Genomic DNA, 17327 nt, shown 5'->3' with positions numbered 1-17327 from the left:
TATAATCTCACCTATTATTCAATCGTTATTTTCAAATAACTTTATACCCGTAACATACAAAAGCCATCTAATATAATTTAGATGGCTTTTGTATGTTACTCTATCGTTTCAACTTCACGTGGATTTTTCATCTCTTCCACATACACAACTCTAAATCCGTGATCTTCTAAATCTTTCAATAATGTCTCTAATTCACCGTCGTTAAACTCTTCTCCTAATGTAAACATAATTCTACGAACTAATAAGGCATCATTATCAAAAGTCATCAAACTTTGAATACCAGTGTATTTCTTTAAAACTGTCGATAACTTTTGGATTGCTCCATTATAGTCTTGCGTTCCAATCATGACAGAGTATTTACTAGAGTGAACACCCCATGCATCCTCTAATAACTCAAAAACTTTTTTATGCGTTAAAATTCCAAGGAAAACCCCTTTTTCGTCAACTACTGATAAATAAGGCAATTTTTTTATTGTAAAAAATACTTTAAAGAAAGATGAATCTTCTCTCACAAATCCTTCTTTATCGTTTAATAATTGTATTACACTCTCATCAAGTGATCCTTTATATTCTAAAATATCTACTTTATATATATTCCCTAAAAATTTCTCTTTTTTTTCATCTAAAACTGGTACACAACGATACCCCGTTTTATTTAAATGCTCTAACGCTTCCCCTATCGTAATCGAACTTGAGCACAGTAAAACTTCCCTTTTCGGTACGTAATTCCCTTTAATCCTCATAAATAGCCTCCTTATGTTAAAATACTTTCTGTGCCATAACTATATTATATTTTCAGAAAAAAATAAATAATTTATTTTATTTTTCTGAAAATTATTCATTTTCTTGTCATAATTTATTCATGAATCCTTCACTTGCATATTTTTGCTATCAAATCTTCTCTCTGAATTACTGAATGAAAAATATATTGTAACTTCTTTCAAAAAAAGCTAAAATAAGAATAAGAATTTTCTGAATATTCTAAGAGTAGGTGGTTATATGTCCTTATTACGCTCACATATATGTAAATTTATAATTGGTATTATTGTTATTTTTGCCATAAGTCCTATTCCAGCTCTTTTTATTACACACAATTATTCTTATCAAAATGGATTTATTAGCATTTTTCAAAACTTCGCACAGCTTTCTTCTATATCAATTCCAAAGGTTGATTGGATGCATGAATCTATCTTTTTCTCAGCAAACCAAATGATACATACTTCTAATCATTCAACACCATTATTCCCTTACATATGGGAAATATATTTTATATCGATTGTTCGTTTTACTTTTACCCTTGCGATCGGATTTTTCATAAGTTTGGGTATCGGCCATTTATTTTTCAAAGTACCTAACTCGTTTAAAAAGTTTACTACTGTATTGAAATGGATACCTTACTCTTTTTGCACTGTAGTATTACAATGTTCAGTCTTATTACTACTTCTATACATCGCACAATTTATAAACCTTCCTTACTACTCATCATTTATCATCGTATGTAGTACTTCCATGATTATCGTTATACAAGCAGTAAAAAAATGGATTCCTTTCTTAAAAAACACAAATGAATATGAAATAAAACATGATTCTTTTCTTGTGGATACATTGTTTTTGGCGCTTACTTCGAATCATAAATCAATTTTAGGTTCCATTATTCTTTCATTCGTTTTTATGGAATGCGTTTTTCATGCAAATGGACTGTTACAATTTATCGTTCAATTTGGCGGAAATTCACCCATAATTGTTACAATCGGCTTATTACTACTCTATATCCCATATAGCATACTTTCTTTCCTTCAAACACTATGGACCACAAACTACTCCAAGCAACAGTCATACACTTTAACGAGAAGTGTTCCAAAACCTTAATTTAAAATAACCCTCTATAATCTAAAAGTAGGGGGTTATTCCTTTTGTATAGCGGACAAAATAACAGCAAATTCAAAAACTATTACAGAAACATACCAATATTTACCCTTTTCCTTTGACTATTCTTTTCATTTGGATTTATTATAAAAGTATAACATAATTGCAGGAGGTGACATCTTTATTCCAAACCTTGGAATGGAGAACACGCTTGGACATATTAAATATTTTTCTCATCTTTGTACTTATTCTTATTTCTGGCTTTTTCGTTGCATCAGAATTCGCTGTTGTAAAAGTACGAAAAAGTCGAATTGACCAACTTGCAAATGAAGGTAATAAACAAGCTTTAGCTGCAAGAAGCGTCCTATCTAATTTAGATGTTTATTTATCAGCTTGTCAGCTCGGAATTACAATCACTTCTTTAGGGCTTGGTTGGCTTGGTGAACCAACTGTGGAGCATATACTACGACCGCTCTTTGAAAAAATTAATATTACTGGAACAATGGCTAACACTTTATCTTTTGTTATTGCCTTTAGTGTTATTACCTTTTTCCACGTTGTATTAGGTGAATTAGTTCCAAAGTCTTTCGCAATTCAAAAAGCAGAAGCAATCACACTCAAATTTGCAAGACCGCTTATTTTATTTGATAAAATTATGTACCCATTCATTTGGCTACTCAATAGTACAGCTATATTTTTCACAAAATTACTCGGATTAGAACCTGCGAAAGAAAGTGAACTTGCTCATTCTGAAGAGGAATTGCGACTCATTTTAGGTGAAAGTTTTAAAAGCGGTGAAATAAACCAAACCGAATATAAATATGTAAATAACATTTTTGAATTTGATGATCGAGTTGCAAAAGAAATTATGGTTCCTCGTACCGAAATGATTTGCTTATCTACTGAAAATACGTTAGAAGAAAATATGAATATCGTCGCTACTGAAAAATATACACGCTATCCAATTATCGAAAAAGATAAAGATGATATCATTGGGATGATCAATACGAAAGAAGTATTCCATGATCAAACGAAAGGTATTTATAAACCACTTGAATCTTATATACATCCTGTTCTAACTGTATTTGAAACAGTTCCAATTCGTAAAACATTAGTCCACCTTCAAAAAAATCGCGTTCAGATGGCAATCGTTATGGATGAATATGGTGGTACTGCTGGACTTTTAACGATGGAAGATATTCTTGAAGAAATCATTGGAGAAATTCAAGATGAATTCGATGCGGATGAATCACCTATGATTGAAAAGCGTACACCTAAGCTTACTGTTTTAGATGGAAAGGTGCTTATTTCTGAAGTAAATGATATGTTTGGCCTACATATTGATGATAGTGATTTAGATACAATCGGAGGATGGCTTCTTTCTCAAGCAGTTGACTTAAATATTGAAGCTGGCTACTCCATTGAATATGCTGGTTTTCAATTTAAAGTATTAGAACTTGATGGACATCAAGTCAAAAAAGTTGCTGTACATAAACTAGATATTAAAAAGGAGCTATAAAGTGACTGTTTTATTAACAATTTGTATCATTGCCTGTTTCATTGTTTCATTTCTCGCCTTCATTTATCCAATTATCCCTGGCATACTAGCTGTCTGGGCTGGATATTTGATTTACCATTTCGGTATAAATGGAGGCGAATTAACAACTTCTTTTTGGATTATTCAAGTCATTTTCACTCTTTTCATTTTCGTTGCTGATTTTATTGCAAATGGATATTTCTTAAAAAAATACGGTAGTTCTAAATGGGGCGAACGTGTCGGAATGATTTCTATCATTGTCGGATCGTTCTTCTTCCCGCCATTCGGACTTATTATCATACCGTTCTTATCAGTATTTATAACAGAACTAGTGCATAAAAAAGCGCCAAAAGATGCCTTTCTAGTTGGAGTCGCTACTGTAGTTGGTTTTTTAAGCAGTACAGTAGCGAAAGCAATTCTCCAAATCATTATGATTATCATCTTCTTGTGTTATATCATCTTTTAACCATCCCGACTTCGGGATGGTTTTTTTAATATGCAATACCTACTCGACTATTTTCATATATGTTTTTCTTACATAGATCCCATGCAAAGTGTGCTGTATCACCCACTGTAATTTTTGATCCACCCTCTGGCAATATATCTTTTTCAGTTCGATATACCTCTGTCGCCTCACCATCTATTAAATGTGTCGGACAAACAACTGTCCAACATAAATTATTACTATTACTTAGTACTTTATATGCAGCCAAATGATCTTCCGCTGCCGTTGTCGTTTTCCTTTTTGATTCCGTTGATTGAAAACGATATAAATTTAGATTTGTTCTTGCTTGTAAAATACCAGCTGTTCCTATTGTTATGATTCTACGAACCCCTTCTTCTTCCATTTGCTTAATGATTTGTGGCATACTCTTCCCTAATGTTCCATTTTGATCCGTTCCAAGTGCACTAATTACTATATCGCTTCCTTCTATCACTTTCTTTATATCATTTTCGTTCAATACATTACCTTCTATCACTCGTAGCCTTTCATGTTGTATTTCTATTCTATTTAAATCACGCGCTAATGCATTCACTTCAGCTGAATCCTTTAATGCTAAATTAATTATGTTTGAACCTACTCGTCCTGTTGCTCCCAATATACATACTTTCATTTGTTTTCCCCCTCTTTCATTCTCTTTCTATTTTTCAATAATCTCAATAAATTTACAACAAAAAAGCTTCCTCATATATGAGAGGAAGCTTTATTATTACTTTATTTCTTTTCTTTAGAATCAGTAGACTTCTCGGTTCCGCTTGTTTCTTTATCCTTTTTATCCTCTTGTTGTGTTGTTGTGTCGTCTTCTTTCTTCTTGTCCTCACCTTTACTACAACCTACCATTAATAAAGAACTTGCAAGTGCCATAGCAGTTAATGATTTAACCCATTTATTCATTTGCGTTTCCTCCTTGTGATAGAATATGTACAACCTCATATTACTCTCTATTTTTAAAGGAGAGATTGAAAAACAGTAAATATACGGTAAATTTTTGTAAATTTTCTGATAACAAAACCTGATTTTATTTCATTTCCAATCGATACACAATAAAACTAGTTTTTTCTCTCAATGGACGTAAAAAAACTAAGGCGCATACCATTTCGCCTTAGTTTCTCATGCAAACTTTTCATTTTCATATAGATGTGTAATCTTATATTCCTTCTTCATAACATATTGCCACACACTATAAGCGTAACGGTTCATTTTCAGGAAACAATTTTCCAAAAATGAGCGAAACTCTGGATTAGCAACTTCCACTGCAACTTGAGCAAACTTTAAAGCTAATCGTTTCAAGTGCGCAATATAACTGATTGCAATATGAATATCCCCTGTATATTTACTAACTGTTTCCTTTTCCATTTCATGCAAATCAAACTCCGTTGTTTCACAGGTTATATGCTGCACATTCTCTCCTTCTTGAAAATTTACTTGTTCATTATATGCTTGTAACATATATGGTAAATGGTGCTGTAATAGATTTTTTAATTCTTCGTCTCTGACCTTTCCAGCATACTCTCCAACCTTGTATATTAGCATATAACTATATCTCATTAATTCTTTCATACAGTCCATTAAAGCGCCTCCCTTCTCTTTTGTCCATATACTATAAATATGATGCTAAAACATTCGCTATTCTTGCTAAAAACCAATCCCATCTACTAATTTCCTCAAAATCTTCTTCAGAAAATCGTTTTGATTTATGAAAGTCTACCTGTAATCGACTCCATACTTCATCAACAACTGTTTTATCATATATGATACAGTTAGACTCGCAATTTAAATAAAAACTTCTATTATCAAAATTCGCTGTCCCAATATCAACAATTTCTCCATCTATGATTGTTACTTTCCCATGAAAAAATCCATTTCGATATTGATAAATCTCCGCTCCAGCATGTAACATATCTTTCAAATATGGATAGGCAGCTTGTTTTAACAATATGGCATCACTTTTAAATGGCACGAGAATTTTCACATTAACACCACGATTTAATGCAGCTTTTAACTCTTTCACCATTTCTTTACTTGGTACAAAATATGGTGTAGCTATAATTAAAGACTTTTTAGCTTTTTTTAAAAGTGCCCCATACTTTTCCCATAAGCCTTTTCCATTTGAAAATAAATATTGATATTTTATATTCCCTAATGTAGGTATACTTTCATGTATAGGCATTTTTTCTCCTGTATCTTCTTTCCAATCTTCGGCGAACTTTCTTTCCATATCCGCTGCACCCTCACCATGGATACGCACGTGATAATCACGCCATGGCCCAAACTTTGGATTTTGTCCAAGGTACTCCTTTCCGATATTAAAGCCACCGACGTATGATACCTTTCCATCTATCGTAACAATACGTCTATGATTTCGTTGATGCAAAGAATAGAACACATTTTTCAGTTTCGGTTTTTTACTAAATGTAAACTTCACACCGTTTTCCTTTAATCGGCTAATTACCTTTTTCTTCAGCTTATATCCACCTATCCGATCGACTGACAATTTCACTTCTACTCCGCTAGATGCTTTTTTCTCTAATAACTGTAAAAATTCTTGGCTTATTTCATCTTTTCCTACAATATAAAAATGGATATATATATATTTTTCTGCATCGTTTATATCCTCAAATAATTTTCTATATAACTCTTCACCGTTCGTATATAGTTGAAATTCACCTAATCGAACTTGTCCTAATTCATATTCACTAGCCATTTCCTTCCCCATTTCTACATCGATGTTCATCCAAATGAATACACCTATTAAACAAAGGATTATAGCGAAAAAGTGCTTCATGGATAAATTCCTTTCTCCACTTACTGTTATTTCTATATCTTCCCTTTTTTATTACATTATCATTCAAGAAAATATGTCATTGCATGATATATGTCCATATCAAACAATAGCTCATTTGCATATTGTATGTTGTATCTTAAAATAAAAGGAGGAAATAACAATGGGCTTCGCACATGGTAATGGATTTGCGCTATTAGTCGTATTATTTATCCTCTTAATCATCGTCGGTGCTGCTTGCTTCTGCTAAGTAGCTACTGCCATATGATATGTGGATGAAAAAACTATAAAAGCGGACACCTATTTTTAGGTGTCCGCTTTTCATTTTAAAACCATTTCTGACTGCTATAGTAACTTAAATGGCTAAATATTCATCTCAAAAGGTTAACAATGTGGCTACTTTCTTACTCTCTGCCTTACGTATATGACGCTGTTCTGCACGTAACACAGCAATACGATGTAATTCTTTCTCTTCTTCTGTTTCAGGGATAACACGCGGTACTGGAACTGGATTATTTTCCTTACTAAGTGCCACAAAAGTAACGAATGACGTTGCCGCTATACGCTTCTCACCTGAAATTAAATCTTCAGCCACTACCTTCACAAACACTTCCATCGAAGTTCTTCCTGTCCAAATTACGAAAGATTCATAACTAACACAATCTGAAGAACGAACAGGATGTAAGAAATCGACCCAGTCCATAGATGCTGTGACACATTCCTTTCTTGAATGTCTGGATGCTGAAATAGAAGCAACCATATCCATCTCCGCTAATATCTTCCCACCAAATAGCGTGTTATGATCATTTAAATCTGTTGGGAATACTCGGCTCGTTTTGAACACCCTTGACTCATTGGCTGTTTTCCCCTTTACTTCTGTCATTGTTATCACCCCTTTAATGAACTATCCCTAATATTTCAATAATCACTATACTAAATGAACTACACGTTTAATATTAACAACATTCAGAACTTTTAGTCCACAAAAAAGAACCGATTTTATCAATCGGCTCCTCTAAATACATATTGTTCTTTCGGCTGTTCAACTTTATTCCATTTTGTTACTTCTAATACAGGAATATTCGCATGAAACGGCTGATAAAACTCAGTAGTTATCTCTCCTTCTACTTGAATCCAGTCATCATTATTCCACTCTACGCCTTCTGGCTTTTTCACTAACATACCATACACACCAGAATCTGCTACGCAATGTATAATACCGAAACGGAATAAGAAGTATTGTTCTTTTTTAGAAGAATCATCTCTAAAAACAAACCCTTTAAAAGATAATTTTTTCCCAGTAAACTCGCCAGGATAATTATAAATTGTTTCCATACCCTTTAGGAAGTCTTCATCTTTCAAATTAATATTATCTTTCGTAACAAACTCTTTCTTCCCTTTTTCCATTACACCGCGGTATCCTTCTTTCCCGTAATAAATGCTCGTATCAGGTCTTAGAAATTGTCTTGTCATAAATGGATCCTTACTTTCTGCTTGTGCAACAGGAAAGTGAAATCCTTTCGCTTTAACAATATCCGAATCTAGCGTCGCAATTGGGAAAAATAATCCTGAGATAATTGGAAAACAAAACAATGAGTACGAAAATGCTTTTTTCCACCATGTATTCTCATCTTTTGAATGATCATGCCCGCAATGGCTATGGTCACAACTGCAATCATTTCTCTCTTTTTCCTTTTGGTGCTCTTTTTGGAAAACGACGATAATTTGTACAATCGTTAAGAAACCTAAAATAATTGCTGCTGTTGTTGATAAATAGGCATACTTCATATTGATATACTTCGTAATGTTACCGGAAATATGAAGTTGCGCAATTAATATTGTAAAACCTAATAATATATATGCTCGAAACATAACCTACCACCCCATCGCATAAATGAGTAGTGAGCTTGCATAAACAACAAGAGTAACTGTAACTATAACAACAATTACAAATTTCGTTTTAAATGTCGCAAGCATCATAAACATATTTTTAATATCCACCATCGGTCCGTAAACGAGGAACGCGACAAGTGAAGCTGTTGAAAACGTACTTTGGAACGAAGAAGCGATAAATGCATCTGCCTCTGAACAAAGTGATAAAATGTAAGCAAGTCCCATCATAACAGCTGATGAAGAAAACGGACCTTGTCCAATAGCAAGAAGTGTTGAAGTTTGTACAAACGTTTGTACCGCTGCTGCAATTAACGCACCTAGTACTAAATATTTTCCCATTGAGAAGAACTCCTCAACAGCGTGTGTACATACATCCCACATTTTTTTACGCAGTAGACGCTTATTATTCACTTCTGGGAAGTGATCATCTCTTAATTGATGTTCTTTAAACATAAAGGATAATATAATTCCAACGATAATGGCTACGATAATCGCTACAATAGAACGATACCATACCATGTGCATACTACTCCCAAAGGCAACATAAGTAGCAAATAATACAACTGGATTAATAATAGGTCCAGTTAACATAAATGCAATCCCTGCGTATGGTGGAACACCTTTTCCAATTAATCGTCTTACAATCGGAACAATTCCACATTCACAGCCCGGAAACAACATACCTAAAAAAGTAGCTAATAAAACAGACAGAAATCGGTTCTTCGGCATCCATTTTGCCACCATATCTTCTGTCACGAACATTTGAATGAATCCTGAAATAAATACACCAATGAGCACGAAAGGAAGTGCTTCGATCAATATGGAGATAAAAATTGTATTCATTTGCAGGAATGCTTTCGGTAATTGAAACAATTCCATGATGTATTTCCTCCAACTTTTCATTAACAATATGTAATTTTAACCCCATTTCATTAATTGAACAAGGCTTATATGGAATACATACCCTTTATATACATTACATTGTACAAGTTATATTCTATTCAAAATTTGAGATTTCATAGCAAAAAAGCTGCTCTAGCGTAGTTGTATAACTATGCTAGAGCAGCTTTCTTATCGTTAAAAGTAACGTTTCTTCCAAAAAACAAAAGCTAACGTGAAAGATAGTGTTACACATATGATGAGTACAATTACAAAACCGTGGGCTTCCCCTTCAAACGGAACCTTTACGTTCATTCCAAAGAAACTAGAAACCATCGTCGGTAAAGATAAAATGATCGTAATTGACGTTAACAGTTTCATAACACTATTTAAATTATTTGATATAACGGAGCTAAAAGTATTCATCATTCCACTTAAAATGTGACTATATATTTCCGCCATTTCAATAGCCTGTTTATTTTCAATTAATACATCTTCTAATAAATCTTGATCGTCTTCATACATTTTTAAAAATGTACTATTACGCATTAACTTTTGAATTACAATTTTATTAGCCTTTAATGACGTTGTAAAGTATACTAAACTTTTCTCAAGGCCTAACAATGTGAAAATCTCTTTATTTTTCATTGACTGATTTAATTGATGCTCTAAATCAATTGTTTTTCGATTTATTTGCTTTAAGTATCTTAAATAATAAGTAGAAATTGTATATAAGAGCTGAAGTGCAAAGCGCGTCTTCTTAAACGTATAAAATTCTTTAATACGTTGATTAATAAAACGTTCAAAAATTGGATTCTCTTCTAAGCAGATTGTAACAAAACAATCCGGCATCACAATCATACCTATTGGAATCGTGTCATAAATCGAATTTCCTTCTTCGTCATGTCTAACTGTCGGAATATCGACGATAATTAAAGTATTATTGTCTTCCTTTTCAATACGAGAGCGTTCTTCATCATCCAAAGGGTCTTTAATGAAATCTAAGTCTACATTTAAAGTTTGTACTAGATATTGAATTTCTTCTTCTGTTGGATGAAGTACATTAATCCAGCACCCCTTTTGCATTTCCTCAATCTCTTGTAGTTTTCCGTTTCGGTCTGTTAAATATATATTTAACATACTATCACCCCGATTCTTTTTACATGTAGGAATCTACCTCTCTTAAATCACAGTTTTTAAACCGCCATTCTCAGCATATGAAACATACGTTTAAATTTCAATAGAAAAATTATTTTGAAAACGTTTTTATAAGAAAAATATTATAAAGTGAAACTTTAATCAGTGGGGGCTTCATCCCCCCACTGATTTTCAGCCCTCACCAATCGGGCTTTTACGGGCTGCCCGCCCCCAACCAAACTTCTTTTCTTTCGCTGAATTTTGAGATGAGGATCTTACTGCCCGTTAGAGCGGGATAAACATAGAAAAAGACAGAGTGCTCTCTGCCTTAAAAGCTTATGTTGCCTTTATAACATATTTAGAAAGCATCCACAAGTTAAACCCAACTGAAATCGTATAGCCCGCGTATGTTGAAATGATAAAACTTACATAATCGAAATACGGAAGCAATACAATATTTAAAACTATCTTCACAATAATTCCAATCACTAGTCCTAGCACCGTCTTCTGCTGTTGATTGATTCCTTGTAGCATAGCAGCCGTTACTGTAAAAAGAGAAAATAGTATGCAAGCAGGAGCATAATACTGTAAAATGATTCTCCCCATCTCTGGATCATTTCCAGCACCAAATAAAAGGGTATATACAGGCTTGGCTAACACCATCATTCCAATTGCCGCCGGTACCGTAATCGCTACTACTAATACATTTGTTCTCGTAAAATGTTTGTACAATAGCTTCGTATTTCCTGCTGTATAAGCTTTCGTCATCTCTGGTACGAGAGACATACTAAAAGCTGTCGCAACGGATACCGGGATAAGCACAACCATTTGAACAAGGCCAATTATTGCATTAATTTTTTCCGCTTCGCCTTGCATATACCCTATCTGTATAAGTAGTTTATTAATTGTAAATGTATCAATCGTCTGATACAACGGAATTGCTAAGCCTACTACAACAAAAGGAATAGAATATGTAAAGAGCTCCTTATAAAGCGAGAAAAAAGATTTCGTTGTTTGTGGTATACTTGCCATTTCTTTTTTCTTTAAGTGCCTTCTCCTTCTCATATAATACGCACTTAAAACAGTTAATCCACCTACAGCTCCCATAAAGGCACCGAACGTTGAAATACCAACTGCTAGCGAAACAGAAGCTTTTAAAACATATAAAACGACAAAGCTTCCTATTAAAATGGTTAAAACCCGAAAAAATTGCTCTACAACTACACTTAATGCAGAAGGCCCCATCGATTGGAATCCTTGAAAGAAGCCCCTTAATAAACTCATTACTGGCACAAGTATTAACGCAAAACTTACAATTCGAATATTAGTAGTAACCGCTCCTACACTATTCCCCGTTTGATCATTCCCATCGATGACAAGTTTAGCTAAATGCGGAGCTAGCATATATAACGTAAAACACGAAATGACTCCCATTATAAACATAAACACGATTCCACTTTTCAACACTCTCTTAACCGTATGATAATCATTCAGTTGATCATATTTTGATACCATCTTTGAAACAGCTAGCGGTAATCCCATTGTTGCTATGCTGAGCATGATGGTATAAGGACGATATGCGTATGTGTATAGAACGTAACCACTCGTACCGACCATCGCTGTAAATGGTATAACATATATAAACCCTAACATTTTTGATATCATCGTTGCCATCGTTAAAAATATCGTTCCACGTATAAACGGTGACCCTTTCATCACATTCCTCCGCTACGCTTTATTATTACACATTATGGACAACTCCTTTTCTTTAGAACTGAAACAAACAAAAAAAGCCAATGAATTATCATTGACTTTAACGCGCTGCTTTTTTCTTTTTGAAATACTTTAAACCAAAGTATAGAGCAATAAAAAGAACAGCTCCTATAATTATGTAATGTGTGTAATCAGATGCATACTCTTTAATTTGTCGCCAATTCCCACCAAGTTTTTCACCTAAGTATATAAATAGAATTGACCATGGAATGATCGCTACAACCGTATAAAGTGTAAATAGTTTTAATGGCATCTTAGCTAGTCCTGCTGGAATAGAGATCGCATGACGTACTACTGGGATAAAGCGCGCAGAAAATATTACGCCTGCTCCATAACGCTTAAACCAACCTTCCGCTATGTCTAAATGATGTTTATTAATAAGTAGATATTTCCCATATTTCTCTACAACCGGACGCCCTCCGTAGTATCCAAGCCAGTATAAAAAGATTTGCGCTAAAGTACCACCAATCGTTCCGGCGATAACTGCACCCACAAAACTAATTTTACCATTCGCTACTAAAAAGCCAGCATACGAAAGTACAATTTCACTCGGGATTACTTCAATCATTAAAGCAAGAGCTACTCCAAAGTAACCTAAGCTTGCAAAAAATTGCAATAACTGATCTATTATGTTTGCTAACATGTTCTTTTTTATCTCCTTTTTTCTTCACATACCATCCCATTATTACATAAAGGCTGCAATCTGCCAATATCTTCATTTTAACAATATGTACAATTCAAGCAGGATTAATCTATTAATTTCTCTTTCTGTGGATCTTTCATGTAGGCAAACATCTCTTTAATTTGGTCTTCTGTATTTCTAGCAATTGATAAATTAGGCAATTCATTTTCACCAAAAAACTCCACCTCTTCTGTTTCAATGCTAGTTTTCTTTTCTCCACCAATAATCTCGCATCCAATGAAAATCTTATATACATGCGTCGCCGATGGAGATGGTTGATGTTTTTCTTTATCAAATATAGCTAGTAACTTAAAATGATCTACCTCATAACCAGTCTCTTCGAAAACTTCTTTTGCTGCAACTTCGGTTGGCGTATAACCGACATCAGCCCATCCACCTGGCAATGCCCATTTCCCATCGCTTTTTTCTTTCACAAATAATAGCTTTTCATTTTGAAAAACAACAGCTCTTATATCAACTTTAGGTGTTTGATAGCCTGTCTCACTTGCAAATAATTTCTCTACGACTTCCCAATCTGTTTTCGTGTAATGTGACATCATTGAAATAGAAATATCTCGTAATTGCTGGAAACGCTCAATATCATACACATCCTTAGAATACGTTAAACCCGCTTGAGCTATAGATTGTATTTGTTTTACCCAATCAATCCATTTAATCGTCATATATCCGCATCCCCATTCTCTATCAAATATATTACTTCATTTTTATTGATACATCTTTATTATACAAAAAAAAGAGAGTGATAACGTCTCAATCTCTTTCAAAATTAATCCAATTCATGTAAGTGGTCTTGTATATACTTTCTTCTTTTATTTATATATTCATAAATCATATCAGCCTCTTGATCAAATGTTTCTAATTTTTCTTTCATGTATGGATCTTGTAGTAAATATGGACGAATCAATTCACACAACCCTTCTACTTTCGGCCTCATAAACGAAACTGTAAATTGATCTTCTAATATTTCTTCTAAAATACTTCGATACTGCTTTCTAAATACAGGTATGTCTAGCAATCTTGCACTCAACGTATTATAACCTTGAATACGAATATATTCATGATTAAGCGGTCTCCCTTGTACATCTCGCCCCCAAGTCGCATCATAATCCCACGGTATAACTTCAAATAAATTTGTTTCATCGTTATGATATAGTGCATAGTTATGAACAAAACCATCAAAGTTTTGCGTAAAAATAACTCCTGCTAACCATCGTAAATATTTATCTACATGTAGAAACTTCCCAATTTCTTTTTCATAGGCTTCCCTCGTCAAAGTATTCGCTTGAAATACAAATTCACTCAGTTGTTCTTCACTATTTTTATTCGAATATTTAAATTCATAACCCGCAAAGAGCTCTGTCTTAACATCTTTATCTCGTTCACTCATTAATGAAAAATTCGCATCATCATCTATCGCATAATAAATAGAACCACTCGGTAATCCTCTATTTTTCAAAAAATTTTCATCAACCGATTCTAACTGTAAGTACACACCTTGAATTTGACCATTAATTTTTATAAATACATGTTGTGATTTTGGCGAAAGTACACCAATATCATGAAAAAAATCTAAAGATAATTTATTTCGTATGAGAGACGGATCCATAAACTCCGAATTCAAATGAAACTCTTTCGCACCTTGAAATTTTTTAGGCTTATAAAACATAACATGATAAGACTTTTTCTCAAATTCGCGAATATGAGCTCCTCGGTATACGATATCAATATCATACTTCTTTTTTCCATAAGTTAATTTTGCTGGCACTGGACTATCTGACCAAATGTCCTTTTTCAATTCCACTAAGTACATTGGATGAACAAAAAAATCATATGAAGGCAGCATGTTTTCTCATCCCTTCTCAGTTCTCTTCATTCAATGTATGCGCCTTGTCTTGTCCATACATCCGCAATCATCTATTTATATAAAATTACACTCTTGTCCTGTTCAGAAAGATGCCTACATACATATCATGTTAAGGAAAAAGAATACCTTTTCACTTTAATACATGATAAGGAGGATTTCTATGAAACGTGATATTAGAAAAGCTGTTGAAGAAATCAAAAGTGCTGGGATGGAGGATTTCTTACACCAAGATCCAAGTACTTTTGAGTGCGATGATGATTGCACTACAAAAATAGAGTGTAACGAAGATTGTAAATGCCCAAGAACAAGATGTACTCGCGTGAAACATTGTACGTTCGTTACAAAATGTACTCACGTTAAAAAGTGGACATTTGTTACAAAATGTACTCGTGTTCGCGTGCAAAAATGGACGTTCGTTACGAAAGTAACGCGTAGAAAAGAATGCGTTTTAGTTACAAAACGTACTCGTAGAAAGCATTGTACATTCGTTACAAAATGTGTACGCTTTGAAAAGAAATTTTACTGGACTAAACGATGTTACTGTAAAAAATGCGAATTCTTCCCTAATGGACACGGTGGCTCTTGCGACGATTCGTGTGATGACGGAAAGAAATGGAATGATTGCAAAGATGGCAGACATAAATTCCCATCTTGCAAAAATAAGAAATTCGATCACTTCTGGTATAAAAAACGTAACTGCTAGTTTTTATACCACCAAAAAAAGGCCGTTTTGCGGCCTTTTTTACATTTATTGAAAGTGACTTATATCTGCAAATTGTTTCACTTTACCGATACCCTCTTCAAATTCTATTATGCTCAAACTGGCACTATGCATAAATGGATCATCCCACACATTTTCTATTTCAATTCCCGCGAAATGCCCTACAAGTAATTTTGCTGCTGCCGCATGAGACACAATCAATATGTTTTGTCCTTTATGCTTCTCTAAAAGAAGCTGCATCCCTTCAATTACTCTTTCATAAACAGCCTCAAAATTTTCGCCTGATGTTGACTGAAAAAGATGTGGCTCATTCCAAAACAGATGTACTTCTTCTGGAAATTGCTTTTCTATATCCGCGATTGTTTGTCCTTCCCATATACCCATGTTGATTTCATAGAAATGCTCATCCGCTATAATGGGTATATCACGTTCCCCCTTTATTAACTCTGCCGTATGAAGTGTTCTTTCGCTCGGACTACTATAGATCGCATGGATTGGTAAATCTTTCATTCGATTCCCTAATTGTTTCGCCTGAACTATACCATTTTCAGTTAAAGCAGAATTTTTCCGTCCCTGCATTCGCTTCGCTACATTCCACTCTGTTTCACCATGCCTTGTTACATATATAGTTGTTTTCATTTCTTACTCCCCCTCACCATGTTGGTCGTAATTCCCACGGTTCAACTCTCCCTACAATCCACTCCGCTCGTTTACTTTCAATCCCTTTTATAATTCCATCAGCTATCTCTTCATGAGTAAGCCATCTTCCATATGTATCTTCTAAAATAAAGCCTAAAATAATTCTATGATAAATACATCGCGTACTCCCTATTTTTTGTGCAGGCATACGTGATGCTTTACTACCTAAAACATGAAATAAACTATATGTTTTAGACGACAAATCTAGTTCTTTACAAATATTTGATAGTGCATGCTTTGCACTTGTGTGTACCCATGCAACAACTAATGTGATTGGGCCATTTTTCTTAATTGTACTTTTAATAGCTAGCTTTACATCTTCATCATTATGATAATCTAACGAAAGGCATGTAATATTTTCTGGTGCAGAACTCATTCGCTTAACATTTTCTAATTTCACTTCATCTCGCCCGATAATAGAAACATAAAATCCTTTCTCACAAAGCCACATAGAAACTTTCTTTAGCATTCCTGTTCCACCAATTACAAGTGCATGCAAATGCTATCCCTCCCTAATAAAATGTCATATGAGGTTTCTCATCTCTATAATAATTTAAACGGTCTTGCAGTGTCCCTGAGTGAAACTCAAATTTATGACCGTCAGGATCAACAAAGTATATAGATTCGCAATCTCTTACATCACGTTCTCTTCCTTGTAAAATATGAACATCATTTTCTTCTAATCGCTGTATTAGACATTTAAAGTCTTCTTGTTCAACAGAAAATGCAATGTGCGTATAAGATTGATGAATCTCATTTCTCGGAATATGCGTCTCTTCATTAAGCGCTATCCATACTCCACATATGTTAAAATAAGCTAATTTTCTTCCTTTAACTAATAATTCTCCTTCTAATACTTTTTCATAAAACATAATAGAGTTTTCTAAATTAGATACCGAAAAACAAATATGATTGATTCCTCTTAACAACTATAATTCCTCCTTATACAAATAAAAGATGAGCGAAAATTC

21 protein-coding genes are annotated in these 17327 nt (G+C 33.9%); 5 read left to right on the top strand and 16 right to left on the bottom strand.

What is annotated here, in order from left to right; all coding sequences use genetic code 11:
* Nucleotides 1–95: 95 nt before the first annotated feature.
* Nucleotides 96–743 (bottom strand): cyclic di-AMP binding protein CbpA, encoded by a 648-nt coding sequence (gene cbpA / locus ACTFRY_RS14250; RefSeq protein WP_001220526.1) that lies wholly within the window; start codon nt 741–743, stop codon nt 96–98.
* Nucleotides 744–999: 256 nt separating this feature from the next.
* Between cbpA and ACTFRY_RS14245 the strand changes: the two genes are divergently transcribed.
* From ACTFRY_RS14245 to ACTFRY_RS14235, 3 genes are all read left to right on the top strand, one after another.
* Nucleotides 1000–1869, top strand: coding sequence for a hypothetical protein (locus ACTFRY_RS14245; protein ID WP_098616380.1), 870 nt, complete (start codon nt 1000–1002; stop codon nt 1867–1869).
* A gap of 208 nt (nt 1870–2077) precedes the next feature.
* Nucleotides 2078–3385 (top strand): hemolysin family protein, encoded by a 1308-nt coding sequence (locus tag ACTFRY_RS14240; protein WP_098616429.1) that lies wholly within the window; start codon nt 2078–2080, stop codon nt 3383–3385.
* Nucleotide 3386: 1 nt separating this feature from the next.
* Entirely contained in the window at nt 3387–3869 is a 483-nt protein-coding gene (locus ACTFRY_RS14235; RefSeq protein ID WP_000217334.1) for a DUF456 domain-containing protein, read from the top strand.
* Between the two features lie 25 nt (nt 3870–3894).
* On the opposite strand, the gene ACTFRY_RS14230 is transcribed toward ACTFRY_RS14235, so the two are convergent.
* From ACTFRY_RS14230 to cls, 4 genes are all read right to left on the bottom strand, one after another.
* The gene (locus ACTFRY_RS14230; protein WP_000861639.1) at nt 3895–4518 is read right to left on the bottom strand and encodes an NAD(P)-dependent oxidoreductase; all 624 of its coding nucleotides are present in this window, start codon (nt 4516–4518) and stop codon (nt 3895–3897) included.
* 101 nt (nt 4519–4619) lie between these two features.
* On the bottom strand, nt 4620–4799 hold the full coding sequence (locus ACTFRY_RS14225; protein ID WP_001045960.1) for a hypothetical protein: 180 nt from the start codon (nt 4797–4799) through the stop codon (nt 4620–4622).
* A 216-nt stretch (nt 4800–5015) separates the two neighbouring features.
* Nucleotides 5016–5474, bottom strand: coding sequence for a spore coat protein (locus ACTFRY_RS14220; RefSeq protein WP_000340540.1), 459 nt, complete (start codon nt 5472–5474; stop codon nt 5016–5018).
* Nucleotides 5475–5505: 31 nt separating this feature from the next.
* Complete coding sequence (cls, locus tag ACTFRY_RS14215) at nt 5506–6690, bottom strand: cardiolipin synthase (RefSeq protein WP_044795781.1); 1185 nt, start codon at nt 6688–6690, stop codon at nt 5506–5508.
* 160 nt (nt 6691–6850) lie between these two features.
* Between cls and ACTFRY_RS14210 the strand changes: the two genes are divergently transcribed.
* Nucleotides 6851–6937 carry a YjcZ family sporulation protein gene (locus tag ACTFRY_RS14210; protein WP_000505094.1) on the top strand — a complete coding sequence of 29 codons (87 nt, stop codon included), beginning with the start codon at nt 6851–6853 and terminating at the stop codon, nt 6935–6937.
* A gap of 126 nt (nt 6938–7063) precedes the next feature.
* Here the strand turns inward: ACTFRY_RS14210 and ACTFRY_RS14205 are convergent, their stop codons facing one another.
* The 8 genes from ACTFRY_RS14205 to cotH form a co-directional block, all read right to left on the bottom strand.
* Nucleotides 7064–7570 carry an acyl-CoA thioesterase gene (locus ACTFRY_RS14205; protein ID WP_000141164.1) on the bottom strand — a complete coding sequence of 169 codons (507 nt, stop codon included), beginning with the start codon at nt 7568–7570 and terminating at the stop codon, nt 7064–7066.
* A gap of 119 nt (nt 7571–7689) precedes the next feature.
* A complete protein-coding gene (locus ACTFRY_RS14200) occupies nt 7690–8559 on the bottom strand; it encodes a TIGR03943 family putative permease subunit (RefSeq protein ID WP_000488060.1) in 870 nt (289 codons plus the stop codon).
* A 3-nt stretch (nt 8560–8562) separates the two neighbouring features.
* Complete coding sequence (locus ACTFRY_RS14195; protein WP_098616381.1) at nt 8563–9459, bottom strand: permease; 897 nt, start codon at nt 9457–9459, stop codon at nt 8563–8565.
* Nucleotides 9460–9657: 198 nt separating this feature from the next.
* Nucleotides 9658–10599, bottom strand: coding sequence for a magnesium transporter CorA family protein (locus ACTFRY_RS14190; RefSeq protein ID WP_000932389.1), 942 nt, complete (start codon nt 10597–10599; stop codon nt 9658–9660).
* 333 nt (nt 10600–10932) lie between these two features.
* Nucleotides 10933–12312, bottom strand: coding sequence for a putative polysaccharide biosynthesis protein (locus ACTFRY_RS14185; protein WP_000678847.1), 1380 nt, complete (start codon nt 12310–12312; stop codon nt 10933–10935).
* A 97-nt stretch (nt 12313–12409) separates the two neighbouring features.
* Nucleotides 12410–13012: a DedA family protein gene (locus ACTFRY_RS14180; protein ID WP_000880691.1), complete on the bottom strand. Its 603-nt coding sequence runs from the start codon at nt 13010–13012 to the stop codon at nt 12410–12412.
* Between the two features lie 104 nt (nt 13013–13116).
* On the bottom strand, nt 13117–13734 hold the full coding sequence (locus ACTFRY_RS14175; protein WP_000153584.1) for an NUDIX hydrolase N-terminal domain-containing protein: 618 nt from the start codon (nt 13732–13734) through the stop codon (nt 13117–13119).
* A gap of 104 nt (nt 13735–13838) precedes the next feature.
* On the bottom strand, nt 13839–14915 hold the full coding sequence (cotH, locus tag ACTFRY_RS14170; protein ID WP_000937999.1) for a spore coat protein CotH: 1077 nt from the start codon (nt 14913–14915) through the stop codon (nt 13839–13841).
* A gap of 181 nt (nt 14916–15096) precedes the next feature.
* Here cotH and exsB point away from each other — a divergent pair, with 181 nt between their 5' ends.
* Nucleotides 15097–15639 carry an exosporium protein ExsB gene (exsB, locus tag ACTFRY_RS14165; protein WP_000817485.1) on the top strand — a complete coding sequence of 181 codons (543 nt, stop codon included), beginning with the start codon at nt 15097–15099 and terminating at the stop codon, nt 15637–15639.
* Nucleotides 15640–15684: 45 nt separating this feature from the next.
* Here exsB and ACTFRY_RS14160 read toward each other — a convergent pair whose 3' ends face one another.
* Genes ACTFRY_RS14160 through fosB form a run of 3 tightly spaced genes read right to left on the bottom strand, consistent with a single transcriptional unit; the run spans nt 15685 to nt 17285 of the window.
* Nucleotides 15685–16296 (bottom strand): phosphoserine phosphatase 1, encoded by a 612-nt coding sequence (locus ACTFRY_RS14160; protein ID WP_000858827.1) that lies wholly within the window; start codon nt 16294–16296, stop codon nt 15685–15687.
* A gap of 13 nt (nt 16297–16309) precedes the next feature.
* Nucleotides 16310–16855, bottom strand: coding sequence for a short-chain dehydrogenase (locus ACTFRY_RS14155; RefSeq protein WP_098616382.1), 546 nt, complete (start codon nt 16853–16855; stop codon nt 16310–16312).
* A 13-nt stretch (nt 16856–16868) separates the two neighbouring features.
* Nucleotides 16869–17285: a FosBx1 family fosfomycin resistance bacillithiol transferase gene (gene fosB, locus ACTFRY_RS14150; RefSeq protein WP_000943769.1), complete on the bottom strand. Its 417-nt coding sequence runs from the start codon at nt 17283–17285 to the stop codon at nt 16869–16871.
* Nucleotides 17286–17327 lie beyond the last annotated feature (42 nt).

Source organism: Bacillus cereus group sp. MYBK195-1 (assembly GCF_051916605.1).
GTDB classification, from domain to species: Bacteria; Bacillota; Bacilli; order Bacillales; family Bacillaceae_G; genus Bacillus_A; species Bacillus_A cereus.
This window is presented reverse-complemented; position numbering and strand designations above follow the sequence as displayed.

Bases quoted from the DNA above. Each gene is read 5' to 3' on its own strand.
- ACTFRY_RS14180 (WP_000880691.1), bottom strand. From the start codon at position 13,012: ATGTTAGCAAACATAATAGATCAGTTATTGCAATTTTTTGCAAGCTTA.
- ACTFRY_RS14190 (WP_000932389.1), bottom strand. From the start codon at position 10,599: ATGTTAAATATATATTTAACAGACCGAAACGGAAAACTACAAGAGATT.
- ACTFRY_RS14195 (WP_098616381.1), bottom strand. From the start codon at position 9,459: ATGGAATTGTTTCAATTACCGAAAGCATTCCTGCAAATGAATACAATT.
- exsB (WP_000817485.1), top strand. From the start codon at position 15,097: ATGAAACGTGATATTAGAAAAGCTGTTGAAGAAATCAAAAGTGCTGGG.
- ACTFRY_RS14175 (WP_000153584.1), bottom strand. From the start codon at position 13,734: ATGACGATTAAATGGATTGATTGGGTAAAACAAATACAATCTATAGCT.
- cls (WP_044795781.1), bottom strand. From the start codon at position 6,690: ATGAAGCACTTTTTCGCTATAATCCTTTGTTTAATAGGTGTATTCATT.
- ACTFRY_RS14160 (WP_000858827.1), bottom strand. From the start codon at position 16,296: ATGAAAACAACTATATATGTAACAAGGCATGGTGAAACAGAGTGGAAT.
- ACTFRY_RS14245 (WP_098616380.1), top strand. From the start codon at position 1,000: ATGTCCTTATTACGCTCACATATATGTAAATTTATAATTGGTATTATT.
- ACTFRY_RS14185 (WP_000678847.1), bottom strand. From the start codon at position 12,312: ATGAAAGGGTCACCGTTTATACGTGGAACGATATTTTTAACGATGGCA.
- ACTFRY_RS14225 (WP_001045960.1), bottom strand. From the start codon at position 4,799: ATGAATAAATGGGTTAAATCATTAACTGCTATGGCACTTGCAAGTTCT.
- ACTFRY_RS14220 (WP_000340540.1), bottom strand. From the start codon at position 5,474: ATGGACTGTATGAAAGAATTAATGAGATATAGTTATATGCTAATATAC.
- ACTFRY_RS14210 (WP_000505094.1), top strand. From the start codon at position 6,851: ATGGGCTTCGCACATGGTAATGGATTTGCGCTATTAGTCGTATTATTT.
- ACTFRY_RS14205 (WP_000141164.1), bottom strand. From the start codon at position 7,570: ATGACAGAAGTAAAGGGGAAAACAGCCAATGAGTCAAGGGTGTTCAAA.
- cbpA (WP_001220526.1), bottom strand. From the start codon at position 743: ATGAGGATTAAAGGGAATTACGTACCGAAAAGGGAAGTTTTACTGTGC.
- cotH (WP_000937999.1), bottom strand. From the start codon at position 14,915: ATGCTGCCTTCATATGATTTTTTTGTTCATCCAATGTACTTAGTGGAA.
- ACTFRY_RS14230 (WP_000861639.1), bottom strand. From the start codon at position 4,518: ATGAAAGTATGTATATTGGGAGCAACAGGACGAGTAGGTTCAAACATA.
- ACTFRY_RS14200 (WP_000488060.1), bottom strand. From the start codon at position 8,559: ATGTTTCGAGCATATATATTATTAGGTTTTACAATATTAATTGCGCAA.